14 protein-coding genes are annotated in these 17,718 nt (G+C 64.0%); 11 read left to right on the forward strand and 3 right to left on the reverse strand.

All coding sequences use genetic code 11. The features are described 5' to 3' along the window. Positions 1-83: 83 nt before the first annotated feature. A complete protein-coding gene (gene rluF, locus ACJJV2_RS17385; protein ID WP_405282359.1) occupies positions 84-1,397 on the forward strand; it encodes a 23S rRNA pseudouridine(2604) synthase RluF in 1,314 nt (437 codons plus the stop codon). On the opposite strand, the gene ACJJV2_RS17390 is transcribed toward rluF, so the two are convergent. Further along, entirely contained in the window at positions 1,394-2,080 is a 687-nt protein-coding gene (locus ACJJV2_RS17390) for a YitT family protein (RefSeq protein WP_082388683.1), read from the reverse strand. The two genes, rluF and ACJJV2_RS17390, sit on opposite strands and share 4 nt — an antisense overlap. Before the next feature lie 230 nt (positions 2,081-2,310). Here ACJJV2_RS17390 and ACJJV2_RS17395 point away from each other — a divergent pair, with 230 nt between their 5' ends. Together ACJJV2_RS17395 and ACJJV2_RS17400 are read left to right on the forward strand one after the other, a co-directional pair. Then, entirely contained in the window at positions 2,311-3,213 is a 903-nt protein-coding gene (locus tag ACJJV2_RS17395) for a DUF72 domain-containing protein (RefSeq protein WP_405282360.1), read from the forward strand. A 350-nt stretch (positions 3,214-3,563) separates the two neighbouring features. After that, positions 3,564-4,931, forward strand: coding sequence for a sodium-dependent transporter (locus ACJJV2_RS17400; RefSeq protein ID WP_043331727.1), 1,368 nt, complete (start codon positions 3,564-3,566; stop codon positions 4,929-4,931). 615 nt (positions 4,932-5,546) lie between these two features. On the opposite strand, the gene ACJJV2_RS17405 is transcribed toward ACJJV2_RS17400, so the two are convergent. Continuing rightward, a complete protein-coding gene (locus tag ACJJV2_RS17405) occupies positions 5,547-5,771 on the reverse strand; it encodes a PA3496 family putative envelope integrity protein (protein WP_043331728.1) in 225 nt (74 codons plus the stop codon). Between the two features lie 166 nt (positions 5,772-5,937). On the opposite strand from ACJJV2_RS17405, the gene hexR reads away from it, so the two are divergent. From hexR to ACJJV2_RS17420, 3 genes are all read left to right on the forward strand, one after another. Further along, the gene (gene hexR, locus ACJJV2_RS17410; RefSeq protein ID WP_043331730.1) at positions 5,938-6,804 is read left to right on the forward strand and encodes a transcriptional regulator HexR; all 867 of its coding nucleotides are present in this window, start codon (positions 5,938-5,940) and stop codon (positions 6,802-6,804) included. 173 nt (positions 6,805-6,977) lie between these two features. After that, positions 6,978-9,200, forward strand: coding sequence for a DNA helicase II (gene uvrD, locus ACJJV2_RS17415; RefSeq protein WP_043331731.1), 2,223 nt, complete (start codon positions 6,978-6,980; stop codon positions 9,198-9,200). Positions 9,201-9,406: 206 nt separating this feature from the next. After that, on the forward strand, positions 9,407-10,507 hold the full coding sequence (locus tag ACJJV2_RS17420) for a TRAP transporter substrate-binding protein (protein WP_405282364.1): 1,101 nt from the start codon (positions 9,407-9,409) through the stop codon (positions 10,505-10,507). A 142-nt stretch (positions 10,508-10,649) separates the two neighbouring features. Here the strand turns inward: ACJJV2_RS17420 and ACJJV2_RS17425 are convergent, their stop codons facing one another. Further along, a complete protein-coding gene (locus tag ACJJV2_RS17425) occupies positions 10,650-11,084 on the reverse strand; it encodes an acyl-CoA thioesterase (RefSeq protein ID WP_054556356.1) in 435 nt (144 codons plus the stop codon). 3 nt (positions 11,085-11,087) lie between these two features. Between ACJJV2_RS17425 and ACJJV2_RS17430 the strand changes: the two genes are divergently transcribed. The 5 genes from ACJJV2_RS17430 (at position 11,088) to pstB (ending at position 17,682) form a co-directional block, all read left to right on the forward strand. Beyond that, positions 11,088-11,444 (forward strand): hypothetical protein, encoded by a 357-nt coding sequence (locus ACJJV2_RS17430; RefSeq protein ID WP_405282366.1) that lies wholly within the window; start codon positions 11,088-11,090, stop codon positions 11,442-11,444. A 196-nt stretch (positions 11,445-11,640) separates the two neighbouring features. Continuing rightward, positions 11,641-12,639, forward strand: a complete 999-nt coding sequence (locus ACJJV2_RS17435; protein ID WP_405282368.1) for a PstS family phosphate ABC transporter substrate-binding protein — start codon at positions 11,641-11,643, stop codon at positions 12,637-12,639. Positions 12,640-12,752: 113 nt separating this feature from the next. Further along, positions 12,753-15,047 carry an ABC transporter permease subunit gene (locus ACJJV2_RS17440; protein WP_405282370.1) on the forward strand — a complete coding sequence of 765 codons (2,295 nt, stop codon included), beginning with the start codon at positions 12,753-12,755 and terminating at the stop codon, positions 15,045-15,047. Beyond that, complete coding sequence (gene pstA / locus ACJJV2_RS17445; protein WP_405282372.1) at positions 15,044-16,840, forward strand: phosphate ABC transporter permease PstA; 1,797 nt, start codon at positions 15,044-15,046, stop codon at positions 16,838-16,840. The genes ACJJV2_RS17440 and pstA overlap by 4 nt, the downstream gene beginning before the upstream one ends. After that, a complete protein-coding gene (gene pstB / locus ACJJV2_RS17450) occupies positions 16,837-17,682 on the forward strand; it encodes a phosphate ABC transporter ATP-binding protein PstB (RefSeq protein WP_279836528.1) in 846 nt (281 codons plus the stop codon). Before pstA ends, pstB begins: the two co-directional genes overlap by 4 nt. Positions 17,683-17,718 lie beyond the last annotated feature (36 nt).

The raw sequence follows: 17,718 nt of genomic DNA on the forward strand, positions 1-17,718 counted from the left end.
GTTTTTGGTATCCTGTGCGCCTGCCTTCTTATCCCCTTCCGTCCGCTGCGCGTTCATCGCCCGGCGCACGCACGTGACCTGCCATGACTGATCGCGACGCATCGCTTACCCGCCTCAACAAGTTCATCAGCGAAACGGGCTTCTGCTCGCGGCGCGAGGCCGACCGTTACATCGCCGATGGGCGAGTGACCATCAATGGGGTGGTGCCGGAGATGGGCACCAAGGTGGCGCCGGGCGATGAGGTGCTGGTCAATGGCAAGCCATTGAAAGCCAAGCAGGAAGCGGTCTACCTGGCCTTCAACAAGCCAGTGGGCATCACCTGTACCACCGAGCGCCATGTCGATGGCAACATCATCGATTACATCGGTCATCCCAAGCGCATCTTCCCGATCGGTCGCCTCGACAAGCCCTCCGATGGCCTGATCTTCCTGACCAGTGACGGCGATATCGTCAACAAGATCCTGCGTGCCGGCAATGCCCACGAGAAGGAATACGTGGTGCGGGTCGACAAGCCGATCAACGGCGACTTCCTCAAGCGCATGGCCGCTGGCGTGCCGATTCTGGACACCATGACCCAGCCGTGTCGCATCGAGCAGATCTCGACCTATGTGTTCCGCATCATTTTGACCCAGGGCCTCAACCGTCAGATCCGTCGCATGTGTGAGGCGCTGGGCTATGAGGTCTTCAAGCTCAAGCGGGTGCGCATCATGAATGTCAGCCTGGACGGGCTGGGAGTCGGCGAATGGCGGTATCTCACCCAGCGCGAGATGGCGGATATCCAGCAGATGATCGAGGGCTCCAGCGGCACTGAGGAAGCCTCGCGCCTGGCGGCGGCACCGCCTCCTTCCCAGCACGCGACGGCCGCGCGCCATCAGCGCGCCGCCCAGGATACGGACGCTGGCCGGCGTAGCGGGACTCGGCGTCAGGAAGGTGGCAAGAGCGGATCCGGCCAGCGCAGCCCTGATAAACGCGAGACGCGTCAGCGCGGCGCTGATCAACGCCATCCGGGTCAGCGTTCAGGTGCTCCTCAGGCAGGAGCCAAGCAAGAGGGTACAGGGCGTCGCGAGCGTTCTGACGAGCGCACCACGGGGCGTGGCAATCTGGAAGGCAGAAGCGACGGCAGGAATTCCAGCAAGAGTGCGGGCGGCGCCGGCAAGCTTGCCAGCGGACTCAAGCCGCGCACGCGTGGCAATGCCAATGATGGCCGCAATGAGCGTGGCGCGGCCAACAGCAAGGGCTCTGTCAACAAGGGCTCTGCCAACAGCAAGACCGCTGCCAACAAGGGCGGCAGCAGCAAGAGTTACGGCAACACGAGCTCGGGGAAAAACAGCCCGGCTGGCAAGGGCGCCTCGTACAAGGGTAGCGGTCCCTCCAATGGGGGACGCGGTCGCCGCTAGTGAGCCGTCTGCACCTGCTTGTCATGCGCCGGTGAGGCAGGCTGTGCGGTCTGAGGCGTGCGGCGATGGTAGCGGCCCAGCACGAAGGACAGTGTCGCGAATGCCAGCGCCGAGCAGATGACCTGTGGCCAGGGGTAGACCAGCGCGGCGATCGCGATCAGCAGCAGGTCGAAGGCGAAGGTGGTGCGACCGGCATGGATGCCGAAGCGTCGCTCCAGATGCAGCGCCAGAATGTTCAGGCCGCCCAGCGAGGCGTTCTCGCGAAACAGCAGCGTGATGCCCAGGCCGATCAACAGGCCTGCGGCAATCGCTGCGACCGGCAGGCTGACGGCGCCCAGCGGCAAGCTGACCGCCAGCACATCGGACAGCACGGAGAGCAGGCTGACGCAGCCCAGCGTGCGCAGGGTGAAATTCAGCCCCAGCTGTTTCCAGGCCAGGCCGTAGAAGGGCAGGTTGATCAGGAAGAACAGGCTGCCGAAGCTCAGTGCTGTCAGGTCGGCACCCAGTAACGACATGCCGGCAGTGCCACTGACCAGCAGGCCACCGGCCTGCAGCAGGCGTACGCCGAGCGCCACCAGCAGGCAGCCCTCGATGAGCGTGATCAGACTGCGCAGGGTGATGGCATTTGCCGCGCGTGAGCGGCTGCCGCTGGCGCGCAGAATGAGTCGTTGGAAAGCAGTCATGACAGGCTCCGGGGTATGGGCAGTCAACAAGAGTGTCTTCCGGCGCGGCTTGTGGCTGGCAGGAAGCGGAGTCAGGGCGGTGGGTGGACCGCCTGCTGACGTGTCATGCAGGATGCGGACCATAGCACGCCGTGATGACAGTTTTTATTGTGCTTACGTCGCTCTGGCAGACGATATTCTTCGGTTTGTTGGCTATTTGACCCTTATATTCCTCTAGTTCTGGCCTCTTCATGCACCATTTTCATGCAGCCTCCGCACCGTCGGATGCCTCGCACTCGGCGGGGCATCTTCATCTCGGGCTCGCGATGTGGGCCAATGACGACTGGCGTGGCAGTCTGCTGCCGGGCAGCGGCCCGCGGGAACATCTGGCGGATTACGCCCGGGTCTTCGATAGCGTCGAGGGCAATACCAGCTTCTATGCCCAACCCACGCCTGCTGCCATCGCCAGCTGGGCTCGTCAGGCGCCGGCCAATTTTCGCTTCTGCTTCAAGTTGCCGGGTCGACTGACTCATGAATTGCGCCTTCAGGGCATCGAGCACGAGCTGGCGGAATTTCTCGATTGCCTGGCGCCGATAAAGGACCGCCTCGGTCCGATCATGATTCAGCTACCGCGTGACCTCGGGGCGGAAGTCCTGCCACGCCTCGAGCAATTCCTGCAGTCGGTGAAGGGAGCAGGGCTTGCCTGGTCGGTGGAGCCCCGCGACCCGGTATTCTTCGCCAAGGGCGAGGCGGAACGACAGTTGAATCGCTTGTTGATAACTCACGCAGTCGATCGCGTGATGCTGGATGTGCGTCCACTCTTCAGTGGCCCCACCACCGCGCATCCGGGCCTTGCGGTGGCGCGCTCGGAAAAGCCTCACCGCCCATTGCATGTGTTCTCCAGCGGACAACATCCCGTGGTGCGCTTCATCGGTCATTACGATGAAGCCACCAACCGGGCACTGTTCGCTCCTTGGGTAGAGCGACTTTTCTTGTGGATAAGTCAGGGGAAAAGCCCGTTTCTCTTTGTACATACACCGGACAACAAGGCAGCGCCCGCGCTGGCACGCCTGTTGGCCAACCAGGTGCTGGCGAAACTGGACCGCCCCTTGATCGGGGCCTTTCCGGGAGAGGGGCAGGGCAGCCTGTTCTGACGCTCCACCTGGCCGTGAGGTTTCTCCTGTGAGGCCATGGTCTGATGGTGGCTTGCTGGCAGATGGCCCCTCAATCGAGTAGCTTTAGCCACATGTTGCCGTTACCGCGGCGATATTTACCGGAGATGGGCAGTCTGCCCGTTCCGGCGTGCCTATCGGCACTTGCCTGTCATTCCCCACGACCTACCCGGTCAGCGTGAATGCCGGGAGCACCACAGCAGTGATCCTGCGACGCCATCGTGTTGGCCACGGATGATCCGTCCGCATTGGCAGCATGATGCAACAAGCACAACAAGGTGCCCGAAGTCGCTACCAGCGACTGGCACCCTCGCGACGAATCAGGGATTCACATGTCATCCAAACCGCATTCCCACGCACAGTGGTCTTCTCGCCTGGCCTTTACCCTGGCTGCCGTCGGTTCATCCGTCGGTCTGGGCAATATCTGGAAATTCCCCTACATGACAGGTGAGAGCGGCGGCGGTGCCTTCGTCCTCGTCTATCTGATCTGCATCCTGCTGATCGGTCTGCCGATCCTGATGTCGGAATGGCTGCTGGGTCGTCTGGGGCAGAAGAACCCCATCTCGACCATGAGCCACATCAGTGCCCGGCTCAAACGCAGTCCCGCCTGGGTCTTGATCGGGGTGGCCGGCGTGCTCGGCGCCTACCTGATCCTGTCCTTCTACAGCGTCATCGGCGGCTGGGCGCTGGCCTTCATCGCCGACGCGGCCAGTGGCAGTTTCGAAACCCTGACCTCTGACACGGCCGGTAGCCTGTTCGGCGGTCTGCTGGGGGACCCGACCACACTGCTGGCCTGGCACAGTGCCTTCATGCTGATGGTGATCCTGGTCGTGGCCGGCGGGGTCGCCGGTGGCCTGGAGCGTGCCGCCAAGATCCTGATGCCGCTGCTGGCGGTGATGTTGATCGTGCTGGTCGGCTACGCCGCCACCACCGATGGCTTCGCTGATGCCGCTGCCTGGCTGCTGACGCCGGACTTCTCCAAGCTCGACAAGGATGGCGTGCTGGCGGCCATGGGGCATGCCTTCTTCACCCTGTCACTGGGCATGGGCATCATGATGGCCTACGGCTCCTACCTGTCCGATGACGTCAATATCGGGCGTACCGCGCTGGTCGTGGTGGTGCTGGATACCGTCATCGCCTTGCTGGCCGGTCTGGCCATCTTCCCGGTGGTGTTCTCCAACGGCCTTGACGCCGCCGCGGGCCCGGGCCTGATCTTCCAGACCCTGCCGCTGGCCTTCGGCCACATGCCGGGCGGTGAAGTCTTCGGCGTGGTGTTCTTCGTGCTGCTGGTATTCGCGGCCTGGACCTCAGGCATCTCGCTGCTGGAGCCCATCGTCGAATGGCTGGAAGAGAAGACGCCGATGTCTCGCGTCGGCTCGGCCTGGGTCGCGGGTATCGCCACCTGGCTGCTGGGCATCGCCACCATCCTGTCTTTCAACCTGTGGAGTGACGTGGCGCCGCTGGGCATGTTCGCCAAGTTCGAAGGCATGACCATCTTCGACCTGCTCGACTACGCGACCAGCAAGCTGATGCTGCCGCTGACCGGTCTGGCGACCATCGTCTTCGTCGGCTGGTTCATGGGCCGTGACGAAGTGCGCAGCCAGCTCAACATGAGTGACTCGGCCTTCTCGCTGTGGAGCTTCGTGGCACGCTATATCGCCCCGATCGGTGTGGTCGTGGTGTTCGCGTCCAGCCTGTAGGTCTAGTGAGATCTCGAGAGATATAGAGAGATCTCGTGAAACACTTGCCATGACTTGTCTCAGGCCTGTCATGGCAGGCAATGCGAAAGGCCCGCCATCCGGCGGGCCTTTCCTGTTTCTGAGCCTGGAGAATCTCAACCCGGTCGCGCGCTTGCCTGGCAGGCGTCCTGGCCGGGTAGCGTTGCGCTGCGTGGCCGTCGTCTGTCATGTGTTTGACGTAGAAGATTCATCCTTTCCGAGAGGGAAAGTCGCCATCAGGCGTGAGCCTGGTTACAGGTATTGAGGGGCGCATGGCGGCGGATATGCACTGAAATGGTGCATCAAGGATGATGGCGGCACGCGATAGAGGAGAAATGTGACAAACAAAAGAAGAGCGGTGGGGCGGAAAATGAGGTGAGAAAAAACGAATATTTCGGGATTGATGAGCAGGACACCGGGCATGACAGCGCAGAAGGCACTTCAGTCAGGGGTGATGGTGCTGAAATTGCGCGAGAGGGGGGTACGACCATGCTCGAAAGAGATGGTGGAAGGTGTCGCATGGAGCCCGAACCCTGGCGGATCAGAGCGTGAAAACATCACTGATCGGCGGGGAGCGTATCGCCTCCCCGCCTGGAATCAGTGGGTGTCGATATCGCTTTCAGTATCCATTTCCAGCACTTCGATGTCGCTTAAATCCTCGCTTAGGCGCTTGATTTCGTTGTGCAATTCTATTCCACGACGGGCGCGGAGATGGCGGACTGCGCTTTGTTTCTTGCGGGCCTGATGTTCGTCGGCACCGAGAGTCATGAAAATATCGAGAAGCTCTTTCTTGAGCGTATCTACCTGCTCTGAATTACGCATGATTCGACCTCCATGGCATCCAAAGGATGTGGGCTTTCACTGGCGCCACACCGTTTTACTATAGCTCACTTGACAAAATTGTGACTATCGCCTGCCTGTGCAGGCGACACCCCTGGGGGGATGACGTAAGCTCAGGCATGCCCATGAAGTCTGCAAGGAGTGTGCCGTGAGCCATGCCATCTTCGACGACCTGAGGAGCCGGATGGAGAATTTCCGCCGCTCTGAACAAAAGGTCGCACGCTATGTCCTTCGCCATCCGGAGGAAGTGATTCACATGCGGATCGTCGATCTGGCCAGCGAGTCATCGGTCAGTGAGCCGACGGTCGTGCGTTTCTGTCGGGCAATGGGCTTTGCCGGCTTCCAGGATTTCAAGCTGCAGCTGGCGCAACGCCTCGCCACCGGCACCCAGTTCGCCCAGTTCTCCATGAATGACTCCGACAGCGTGGCCGAGTTCTCGCACTCGCTGTTCGATTCCACCATCGGCACCCTGCTGTCGGTGCGTGACCGTCTGGATGCCGAAGCCGTCGCGCGCGCCATCCACTCGCTGGCCTCCGCCAGTCGGGTCGAGTTCTACGGCTATGGTGCCTCGGGTGCCGTGGCTCACGATGCCCAGCACAAGTTCTTCCGCCTGCAGATTTCCACCGCCGCCTACACCGACCCGCACATGCAGAACATGTCAGCGGTGACGCTGGGGCCGCGCGACGTGGTGGTGGCCATCTCCCAGACCGGCCGCACCAAGGCGCTGATCGCCAGCGTGCGTCTGGCGCGGGACGCCGGCGCGACCGTCATCGGGCTGTGTCCGAGTGGCTCGCCACTGGCGGATGAAGTCACGCTGCCGCTGCATATCGATGTGCACGAAGACACCGAGATCTACACCCCGATGAGCTCGCGTATCGCGCACCTGGTGATCGTCGATACGCTGGCGGTCGGTGTCGCCAAGGCGCGTGGACCCAAGCTCAAGGAGCAGCTGGAGGCGGTCAAGAAGAGCCTCGCCACCCTGCGCATCGACGACCACGACTTCGATACCCACTGAGCACTACCCGGGCATCATCTGTCTTGAAGGCAAGTGCAAGGCACGTATGTGCAAGGAAGGCCGGCGCGGGGAAGAGCAGGGCAGGCCGCTGTGATAAGGTGGATGCCTGAACAGGGGCAGCGAATCTCACGCTGCTCCGCTCCTCGACTCCTCTGCCCTGTGGTGAGCCCTGCATGTCCGAATCGCCCCTCCTCGATCACCTCAACACGCATCAGCGTGAGGCCGTGTCCGCGCCGCCGGGCAACATGCTGGTACTGGCGGGGGCCGGTTCCGGCAAGACCCGCGTGCTGGTTCACCGCATCGCCTGGTTGATGGACCAATACCAGTTCTCGCCCTACGCCATCCTGTCGGTGACCTTCACCAACAAGGCCTCGCGGGAGATGCGCACGCGTCTCGAGGCGCTCAATGGCAGCAGCCTGCGCCACATGTGGGTCGGCACCTTCCACTCCATCAGTCACCGTCTGCTGCGCACCCACTGGCAGGAGGCTCGCCTGCCCGAGCACTTCCAGATCATCGACAGCGATGACCAGCTGCGCATGGTCAAGCGGCTGCTCAAGGAGCACAACGTCGATGACGAGCGCTGGCCGCCCAAGCAGGTCCAGTACTTCATCGCCGGCTGCAAGGAGGAAGGTCTGCGCGCCCATCAGGTGCAGACCCATGGCGATGCCTACATGGGCAAGATGGTCGAGATGTATGAGCTCTATCAACTCGCCTGCGAGCGTGGCGGTCTGGTCGATTTCGGTGAGCTGCTGCTGCGCTCGCTGGAGCTGCTGCGCGATACGCCGCACCTGCTGGCGCATTACCGCGAGCGCTTCGCCCATCTGCTGGTCGACGAGTTCCAGGATACCAACACCCTGCAGTACGCCTGGCTGAAGCTGCTGGCCGGTGATCGCGAGTGCATGACCGTGGTCGGCGATGATGACCAGTCCATCTACGGCTGGCGTGGCGCGCGGGTCGAGAACATCCAGCGCTTCACCGAGGAGTTCGCCAACACCCGCGTGGTGCGTCTGGAACAGAACTACCGCTCCTCCAGTGCCATTCTGGAGGCCGCCAACGCCCTGATCAGCCACAACGGCGGGCGCATGGGCAAGGAGCTGTGGACCGACAGCGGTCGCGGCGAGCGCATTCGTGTCTATGCCGGCTTCAATGACATCGACGAGTCGCGCTACATCGCCGACACCATCCGTGAGCTGGTCAACGAGCATGGCTACAGCCGCGACGAGATCGCGATCCTGTATCGCTCCAACGCCCAGTCACGCGTGCTGGAGGAGACACTGATCCGCCAGGGCATGCCGTATCGCATCTATGGCGGCCAGCGCTTCTACGAGCGTCTCGAGATCAAGAACGCGCTCGCCTATCTGCGCCTGATGAACAACCGCGAGGACGATGCCGCCCTGGAGCGCGTGATCAACGTGCCGGCGCGTGGCATCGGCATGCGCACCGTCGAGCAGTTGCGCGAGCGCGCACGCTACGGCAACCTGACCATGTGGCAGGCGATGAGCGATGCGGTCTCCGATGGCGCCCTCAAGGGACGCGCCGCCACCGCAGTGCGTGCCTTCGCCGACATCATCGATGGCCTCGACAACGACACCGCCGGCATGGCGCTGCATGAGCTGGTCGAGCACGTCATCCACGTCTCCGGCCTGCGTGAGCATCACGCCGCCGAGAAGGGCGAGAAGGGCCAGGCGCGCCTCGAGAACCTCTCGGAGCTGGTCAACGCCTGCCGTGCCTTCAGTCAGGGCGAGCGCATGGACCCGGAAGCCCCCAGCGAAGGGGCCGAGGCGCTGGAACCCTTCCTCGCCGAAGCCGCGCTGGATGCCGGCGATCACGAAGCCGCCGAAGGCGAGGAATGCGTGCAGATGATGACGCTGCACTCCGCCAAGGGGCTCGAATTCCCGGTGGTGTTCGTCGCCGGGGTCGAGGAGGGGCTGTTCCCGCACAAGATGTCGCTGGAAGAGCCGGGGCGTCTCGAGGAAGAGCGTCGCCTGTGCTACGTCGGTGTCACCCGCGCCATGCAGCGCCTCTACCTGACCTACGCCGAGCTGCGTCGCATGCACGGCAAGGAGACCTTCCAGCGGCCGTCGCGCTTCCTGCGTGAATTGCCGGAAGAGCTGATGGAAGAGGTGCGTCTGCGTGGCCAGGTCTCGCGACCGGTCTCGACCCAGCGCGCCACGCCGAATCGCCGTCCTTCCGGTCCGCGTCAGGAGAGTGTCGAGGCCAATGGCGACATGCCGGCACTCTCGCTCGGCAGCCTGGTGCGGCATCCGCTGTTCGGGGAAGGCGTGGTCATCAATGCCGAAGGCCAGGGCGAGCGTGCGCGCGTGCAGATCAGCTTCGAGGGCGAAGGCGACAAGTGGCTGGTGCTGGGCTTTGCCAAGCTGGAAGTGCTGAGCTGATCCTGCACTGATGGCAGACGCAGCCATGAGGCGCTGACAGCGGGCGCTGGCAAGAAATGAAAAGCGGCACAGGGGGCGCGGTATTCGTTCGCCATTACGGCCTTGGTGCAGTTGTGGGCCAACCATGGGTCGCGGCATAGTGGCAGACAAACTGCTGTCTTGATGCCGCGTCATGCATTGCCCACAACTCGAACAAGGAAAGTCCCATGCAACGCCGCCGTTTTCTCTCTGCTCTGGGGGCCGGTGCTGCCGGTCTCGCCGCCGCGCCTTTCGTGTCCACCGCCAATGCCGCCGAGGACGAGACCATCCACTGGAAGATGGTCACTTCCTGGCCGAAGAACTTCCCGGCACTGGGCACCGGTGCCAATGAATTCGCCAGCCTGATCGGTCAGCTCTCCGGTGGTCGCCTGCAGGTCAAGGTCTATGGTGCCGGCGAGATGGTGCCGGCGCTGGAAGTCTTCGATGCCGTGTCCTCCGGTACCGCCCAGATGGGCCATTCGGCCTCCTACTACTGGAAGGGCAAGGTGCCCGCGGCCCAGTTCTTCACCGCCGTGCCCTTCGGCATGAACACCACCGAGACCAACGCCTGGCTGTATCACGGCGATGGCATGAAGCTGTGGGACGAGATCTACTCGCGCCACAACCTCAAGCCGCTGGCGGTGGGCAACACCGGTACCCAGATGGCCGGCTGGTTCAACAAGGAAGTGAACAGTCTCGAGGACATGAAGGGCCTGAAGATCCGCCTGCCGGGGCTGGCGGGCGAAGTGATGAATCGCATCGGCGCCAGCGCGGTCAATCTGCCGGGCAGCGAGATCTTCACCGCGATGGAAACCGGCGTGATCGATGCCACCGACTGGGTCGGCCCCTACAATGATCTGGCCTTCGGCCTGCATCAGGTGGCCAAGTATTATTACTCGCCGGCCTGGAACGAGCCTTCCGCGATCCTCGAAGGCACCGTCAATCTCGAGGCCTGGCAGGCACTGCCGGAAGACCTGCAGCAGGTGGTGATCCAGGCGGCCAGAATCGCCAATCACGCCATGGTGGATGAATTCGCGCTGCGCAACGCCACCGCGCTGACCTCGCTGGTCGAGGAGCACGGTGTGGAGCTGCGTGAATTCCCCCAGGACGTCTATGCGGCGCTGTTCGATGCCTCCAACGAGGTGCTGGACGAGTTCATCGCCAAGGATGAGGACGCCAGGCGCGTCTATGAGTCCTATCGCGCCTTCCAGCAGCAGGTCGCCCCCTGGTCGCGTATCGGTGAGCAAGCCTATCTGGATGCGCGTGGACGAGTGCTGGGCGAAGCCTGAGCGTGCCTCTTTCGGACTGTCTGCCGCACTGTCTGAGTGCGTGACTGATTGTTGACGAAAAAGCCGCCCCAGAGGGCGGCTTTTTCTTGGCGTGTGGCTGACAGGAAGAGAGGTGAGGCGCCTGGCTAAGTCCTGCTCAGGATCAGTCCTGCTCCTCGATGATGGCGGTGCTGGCCTGCTCCGGCACGGCACGGATGCGGCCATTGTCATCGAGCGCCACCATCACGTAGCAGGCTTCGGTCACCTTGGTCAGTGCGTGTTGATTGCGCTCCTGCGGCGGGCGGATCCAGACCTCGACGGCGAGCCTGATCGAACTGCGCCCGACCTCGGCCACCTGAGTGAAGATATTGACCACCGAGCCGATTCGCACCGGCGACAGGAAATCGAGGCCTTCGACGGCCACGGTGGCAGTGCGCCCATGGGCGACGCGCCCGGCGGCCAGCTCGCAGGCCTCGTCCATGCGGTGCATCAGCCAGCCGCCGCTGATGTCGCCATAGAGATTGGTGTCCTGGCGCTGGGCGATCAATTTGAGCGTCAGTGTGCCGTTCGGCGTCGGGATATCATCCAGAGCTTGCATGTCATGACTCGCTATCTTGTTGTTATAAAATGGTCATTTCATTTCTGCACCCTTGCGTCTGAAAAGGTGCGTCTTTTGGCGCAGGGCGCTGCCTGGCACAGGGGGCCTTATACAGGACACTTCGGCAATCGCCGAAGAAAGTCACCGGGTGCCATCGATAGCATCAGCGCGACGCAGACCATGGCGGATGAGCCGCAGCGGCTTCATCATCTCCTGTATCCTACTCCGGCGGGCAAAGCACTGTCCTCACTGACAAGGGACTGTCAGGAGATTTTTTGCGCTGCAGCATGGAGTATCGTTCCTCAACGCAGCAATGACGGATACTCGCTGTCTTTCGCCATGCTGCACGGGCCGCCTTGATTCACCGTCGCGTGCCCGTCACCACGGGCGTGGCAAGCCGTGGCCAGCTCCGTGTCGCATCGTCATCTTGTTCATTCTCTGGTGGGAAGTCGCCATGTCAGTTTCCGTCGGGTCGCTTGTCCGTTCAGGCTTTCGCGCCGTGTTCGCGCCGCGTCGCGGGTCATCCGTGTCCTCCTCATACGTGTCCTCCTCATGCGTGCCCCGCCTGCACTCAGGGCTGCCGTCGCTGCGGCTGATGTCGCTTGCCTGCCTGCTGGGGCTCTCGACGCTCTCGGCTCCGGCACTGGCCGACAAGGTGCCCGAATATCGCCCGGTGTCCGGGGTGGTGGGCAACCTGACGGCGGTGGGCTCCGATACCCTGTCGGTGCTGGTGACACGCTGGGCTGCCCAGCTGCGCCGCTATCATCCGGGGGTGCGCGTGCAGCTGCAGGCCGCGGGCTCCTCGACGGCACCGCCGGCATTGATCGCCGGCACCACTCGCATCGGCCTGATGTCGCGCCCGATGAGCGATCAGGAGCGTCAGGACTTCACGCGTGAATTCGGCTATCCGCCGCTGGGCGTGCCCGTGGCGCTGGATGCGATGGGCATCATCGTGCATCGCAGCAATCCGCTGGAGGAGATCAGCATCGCGCAGCTGGATGCCATCTTCTCCGCCACGCACAACTGTGGTGGCCAGGCGGCCAATCGCTGGGGCCAGCTCGGGCTGAGTGATGAGTGGAATGACCGCCAGATCACGCGCTTCGGGCGCAGTGCCACCTCGGGCACCTACGGCGCCTTCCGCCGTATCGCGCTGTGCGATGGCGACTTCCGCCTCGATGTCAGTGAACAGCCGGGCTCGGCCTCCATCATCGGTGCGGTGGGCTCCTCACCCAATGGCATCGGCTATGCCAGCTTCAGCACCTCTTCGCCGCTGGTGAAGCAGCTGTCCGTCAGCCGTGAGGCGGGTGGCCACGCCGTCTTCCCGAGCCGGGCCAGCATTCGCGATGGCCGTTATCCGCTGACCCGCGCGCTGTACATCTACGTCAATCGCGTGCCTGACGAGCCGCTCCCGGCGCTGGAGCAGGCCTTCCTGTCATTGATCATGTCGCGCCAGGGCCAGCAGGCCATCCTGCGCGGTGGCTATGTGCCACTGCCGGAAAAGCAGCTGCTGCACTGGCGTCAGCAATTGGGGCTGGAGGATGTGGATGCCCTTTGATTCGCCTTTGTCATCTCTCTGTCATCACTTGGACATAATCTCGGTGCCATACCCGCTTCATGCGTCTGCGGAGTCGACACTCCAGGGCGCAAATCCTTTCGTGGTGATATTTCATGTCGGCAGTTGATGCCTCCCGAATGCAGCGTCGTCGTCTGCGGCATGACCGTCTTGCCAGTCTGTGGCTGACAGCGGCCGGGCTGGGCGTGATGGTCATCGTCGTCGTGATGCTGGCCTATCTGGTCAGCGTGTCGTGGCCGCTGCTCAAGCCCGCCAGCGTCACGTCGCTTCCTCAACAAGCGCTCGAACAGCAAGTGAGCGACCAGCAGATGCCTGCCGCGCAGACCGATCCTGACTGGCTAAGCGACCCTGACTGGCTGTCCGATCCTGACGGGCTGAGCGCCTTGCCTGACATGCCACTTGCCGCGCGTGACGGGCTGCCTCTCGTGCTGGCCAGTGATGATTCGACAGTGGATTCGCGCACCTCGCCGCTGGCGGGTGTGTGGCTCGCGGATGATCGCCTGCAGGTGGTTCAGCAGTCCGCCGCGGGCGTGCGCCTGCGCGGCAGTGCCATCGAGGTACCCGCAGGGCTTGAGCGCCGCCAGGCAAGCCTGGTGCTCAGCCGTGACCAGCTGTGGCTGCGCATTCCGTACGAGGAGGGCGATGGCCTGTGGCTGGCGCGTCTGGCCTTGTCGTCGCCACACGCCTCCGCAGGCGCGCTGGATGACGATGCAGCAAGCCAGACTCCGCTCTCCGAGTGGCAGCAGCAGTGGTTGCCGGGCCCGGCCAGGCTGTCTTCGCAGCAGGGACGTCTGCTGGTCACCGCTGACCGCGATGGCTTCACCCAGTGGCAACTGAGCGAGGCCTCCACCGGGACCAAGCCGCTGGCGCGCAAGCTGGCACATCACGCTGTGAGCTCTTCTGCCTCCGCGTCGTCGCCGGCGATCACCGCGATCAGCGTCCTGCGTGGCGGCAGAAGCCTGATCGTCGGGGACGCCGCCGGTGGCCTGAGCCATTACCTGTTGCCGGCGCACGCGCAGCCGCTGGTCAAGGCCGGCGTCTTTGACAGTGGCCTGTCGGCGCCGGTGGTGACGATGGCGGCCGCCCATCACAGCCTCGGCTTTGCCGCGCTGGACGCCAACGGCCGCCTTGGCCTCTATCTGGCCACCAGCGAGCGTCGCCGTCAGGTGCTGGACTGGCTGGATGCCGCCCGGGTCGCGGCAGGCGTGGCGCTGGAATTTGACAATGATGACCGCCGCTTGCTGGCATCGGCGGCCCGGGAGGCAAGGCCGCCCGGTCAGCTCGCTCAGGACGCGCCGCTGGGGGCGCTCGGCAAGGCCTATGCGGGGCTTGCGATACACGACCCGCATCAGGCCGTCGGGCTCGACGCCATCTTCGGCAAGGTCTGGTATGAGGGACGCGCAGCGCCGGAGTGGATCTGGCAGCTGGAGAGCACCGGTACCCACGAACCCCGTCTGTCGCTGGTGCCCATCATGTGGGGCACGCTCAAGGCGGCGCTGGTCGGGCTGCTGTTTGCCGTGCCGTTGGGGCTCGGCTGTGCCATCCATGTCGCCTGCTTCATGGCGCCGCGCCAGCGTTCCCGCATCAAGCCGCTGCTGGAGATGATGGAGGCGCTGCCGACCGTGGTGATCGGCTTCATCGCCGCGCTGGTGGTCGCACCCTTCGTCGAGCGTGAGCTGATGGCGGTGTTGCTGGGGCTGGTCCTGATTCCGCTGGGCACCATGGTGGCCGGCTTCCTGTGGACCCTGTCGCCGCGCGTATGGCGCAATCTGCTGCCGGAAAACATGGCGGCCTTCGGGCTGTTGCCGCTGCTGTTCGTGCTGCTGTGGCTGGATGTGACCATCGCCGGCCAGGTCGAGCAGTGGTGGTTCGACGGCGACCTCCGTCAGTGGCTGTTCAGCCACTACGGCATCGATTACGCCCAGCGCAACACCCTGGTGACCGGCATGGCGCTGGGGCTGGCGGTGATGCCGACCCTGTTCACGCTCAGCGAGGACGCCCTCTCGTCGGTGCCGCGCGGTCTGGCCGCCGGCTCCGCGGCGCTTGGCGCGACGCCATGGCAGAGCCTGCGCCGCGTCATCCTGCCTGCCGCCGCCGTCGGGCTGTTCTCGGCGATGATGATCGGCATGGGGCGCGCCGTCGGTGAGACGATGATCGTGCTGATGGTGGCCGGCAATACGCCGCTGGTGGATGCCAGCCTGTTCGAGGGCCTGCGCTCACTGGCCGCGACCCTGGCCATCGAGCTGCCGGAGGCCGAGGTCGGCAGCAGCCACTACCGCTTGCTGTTCCTCGCTGCCCTGGCATTGTTCGTCTTCACTTTCGTGGTCAATACGCTGGCGGAAGTGCTGCGACAGCGCTTCACGCCGCCCAATCAGGGGAGCTGGGGATGAGTCACCCTGACACCAATCGCGCCGGCTCCTCACTGCTGCGCCCGCGCGAGCCGCTGGTCGGGCGCCTGCAGCGCTACTGGCGCGACGGCGGCCCATGGGGTTGGCTGAATGCCATGGCGGTCAGTGTCTCGCTGGTGCTGGTGCTGGGCCTGCTCAGCCTGCTGGTGGTGGGCTCCTTCAGTCACTTCTGGCCCTCACGGCTGGTCGAGGTGGAGCTGACGGCGCAGCCGGGCCAGAGTCCCACGGCCCTGACCACCACGCGCGGTGAGCCGGCGGCCGACAATCGCCATCTGCTCGGCGAGCTGATGCACGAGGAGATGCGCCGTGTCGCCTCGGGCGAGGGGGATGACGCTCGCCAGCAATGGTGGTTGCTGCAGACATCCTCACGTGACGGGGCCGCGGCCAGCTGGCAGTGGCTGCCGGAGACGCTGCTCGACAGGATGACCTTCCCCAGCCAGGCGCTGATGCTGGAAATGCGCGACGGGCGCACTCTCTACGGCATGCCACGGGCGCTGAGTGACCCGATGACAGGGGAGATGGACCACACGCCCGAAGTCGACGACGGGCCTGCCCGGCCCTTGTCCGAGGACGCCGAGCCACTGTTTGCCCGCCTGCAGATGATCGAGAGCGAGCGGCGCCAGTTGCAGGCACTGCGCCTGGACAGTGAAGCCTTGAGCAGTCGCTATCAGGCGCTGCAGCAGTCTCTGGCATCCCGGCGCAGCGCCACTGCTGACGGTGCAGCGGCGCAGACTCAAGAGGACGCTGAGCTCGAGCAGGAGATGCAGGAGGAGTTGGAAGAGGTGCGTAGCGCCTTCATCGAGCGTGAAGGACAGCTGAGTGCCCTGCGTGATGCGCTGGCGGGCGGTCAGTTGCTGCTGGGCGGCAATGGCGGCTACGAAGGCCGCATCGCGCTCGATGATATCCGCAATGCCTGGCGGCCCAATGCGATGGGCTTCAGCGGCCGGCTGATGATGACCTTCAAGCGTTTCCGTGACTTCGTGGCCGGCGCGCCCACCGAGGGCTTCGGTGGTGTCTGGCCCGCCATCTTCGGCACCGTGCTGATGGTGGTGCTGATGTCGATCATGGTGATGCCCTTCGGCGTGATGGCGGCGCTCTATCTGCACGAGGTGGCCCATCAGGGGCGACTGACGCGCCTGACGCGCATCGCGCTGCGCAACCTGGCCGGGGTGCCCTCCATCGTCTACGGCGTGTTCGGTCTCGGCTTCTTCGTCTATGGACTGGGCGCCGGAATTGACGAGCTGTTCTATTCCGAGCGGCTGCCGACGCCGACCTTCGGGACCGGTGGCATTCTGTGGGCCTCGCTGACGCTGGCCCTGCTGACCTTGCCGGTGGTGATCGTCGCCACGGAAGAGGGGCTGGCGCGCGTGCCGCGTCGTCTGCGCGAAGGCGCGCTGGCGCTGGGGGCGACACGTCTGGAAACGCTCAAGCGCGTGGTGATTCCGGCGGCCTCGCCGGCGCTGATGACGGGGCTGATTCTGGCCGTGGCGCGTGCGGCGGGTGAAGTCGCGCCGCTGATGCTGGTCGGAGTGGTCAAGCTGGCCCCGGACCTGCCGCTGGATGACAGCTTCCCGTGGCTGCATCTGGACCGCAAATTCATGCATCTGGGGCATCAGGTCTATGATCTGGCCTTCCAGAGCAGCGACGCCTTCAGCAGTCGGCCGCTGGTCTACGCGACCGCGCTGGTGCTGGTGGTCGTGATTCTATGCCTCAATCTGAGTGCCATTCGCCTGCGTCACATGCTGGCACAACGTTACAAGGGAGCCACCGAATGAGGCGTGACTCTGAACAGCCCAAGCCCCAGTTGTTTCTTCAGGAGACGCCTGCGCGGCCGGCTGAGGACATCTGCCTGGAAACCCGCCACCTGAGCCTCGATTATCAGGCACGTGTCGGCAAGGAGAACCAGACGCGTCGCGCACTGGAGGATGTCAGCCTGCAGATCACACGCAAGCGCGTGACGGCCTTCATCGGCCCTTCCGGCTGCGGCAAGTCGAGCCTGTTGCGTACCTTCAATCGCATGACCGATCTCGACGAACAGTCACGTCTTTCCGGCAAGGTACTGCTCGAGGGCGAGGACATTCATGCGCGCGGCGTGGACGTGCCGATGCTGCGCCGCCGGATCGGCATGGTCTTCCAGACGCCCAATCCCTTTCCGATGTCGGTCTACGAGAACGTGGCCTTCGGGCTGCGGCTGGTCGGCGAGAATGACAAGCGCCACCTCGATGACAAGGTCGAATCCTGCCTGCGCTCCGCGGCGCTGTGGGAAGAAGTGAAGGACCGCCTGCACGACAGCGCGCTGGGGCTCTCGGGTGGCCAGCAACAGCGGCTGGTGATTGCGCGGACGCTGGCGGTCGAGCCGGAGGTGCTGCTGCTGGATGAACCGGCCTCGGCGCTGGACCCCATCTCGACGCTCAAGATCGAGGAGCTGATCCGTTCGCTGCGCTCGCGCCTGACGCTGATCATCGTCACGCACAACATGCAGCAGGCCGCGCGGGTGTCAGACGATACCGCCTTCCTGCATGAGGGCCGCTTGGTGGAATTCGCCCCGACGGATCAGCTGTTCACCAACCCGCGGCGCCGCCAGACGGAAGACTACATCACGGGGCGTTTCGGTTAGCGCGCTCATGCGCGAACGTGTAGCCAGGTAGCCTTT

It is taken from the genome of Cobetia sp. Ld8 (assembly GCF_045066615.1).
Lineage (GTDB): Bacteria > Pseudomonadota > Gammaproteobacteria > Pseudomonadales > Halomonadaceae > Cobetia > Cobetia amphilecti.

Excerpts from the sequence above, each read along its gene's own strand:
- ACJJV2_RS17395 (WP_405282360.1), top strand. The coding sequence starts at position 2,311 with ATGCACCATTTTCATGCAGCCTCCGCACCGTCGGATGCCTCGCACTCG.
- ACJJV2_RS17400 (WP_043331727.1), top strand. The coding sequence starts at position 3,564 with ATGTCATCCAAACCGCATTCCCACGCACAGTGGTCTTCTCGCCTGGCC.
- rluF (WP_405282359.1), top strand. The coding sequence starts at position 84 with ATGACTGATCGCGACGCATCGCTTACCCGCCTCAACAAGTTCATCAGC.
- pstA (WP_405282372.1), top strand. The coding sequence starts at position 15,044 with ATGAGTCACCCTGACACCAATCGCGCCGGCTCCTCACTGCTGCGCCCG.
- ACJJV2_RS17390 (WP_082388683.1), bottom strand. The coding sequence starts at position 2,080 with ATGACTGCTTTCCAACGACTCATTCTGCGCGCCAGCGGCAGCCGCTCA.
- uvrD (WP_043331731.1), top strand. The coding sequence starts at position 6,978 with ATGTCCGAATCGCCCCTCCTCGATCACCTCAACACGCATCAGCGTGAG.
- pstB (WP_279836528.1), top strand. The coding sequence starts at position 16,837 with ATGAGGCGTGACTCTGAACAGCCCAAGCCCCAGTTGTTTCTTCAGGAG.
- ACJJV2_RS17425 (WP_054556356.1), bottom strand. The coding sequence starts at position 11,084 with ATGCAAGCTCTGGATGATATCCCGACGCCGAACGGCACACTGACGCTC.
- ACJJV2_RS17405 (WP_043331728.1), bottom strand. The coding sequence starts at position 5,771 with ATGCGTAATTCAGAGCAGGTAGATACGCTCAAGAAAGAGCTTCTCGAT.
- ACJJV2_RS17440 (WP_405282370.1), top strand. The coding sequence starts at position 12,753 with ATGTCGGCAGTTGATGCCTCCCGAATGCAGCGTCGTCGTCTGCGGCAT.
- ACJJV2_RS17430 (WP_405282366.1), top strand. The coding sequence starts at position 11,088 with ATGACTCGCTATCTTGTTGTTATAAAATGGTCATTTCATTTCTGCACC.
- ACJJV2_RS17420 (WP_405282364.1), top strand. The coding sequence starts at position 9,407 with ATGCAACGCCGCCGTTTTCTCTCTGCTCTGGGGGCCGGTGCTGCCGGT.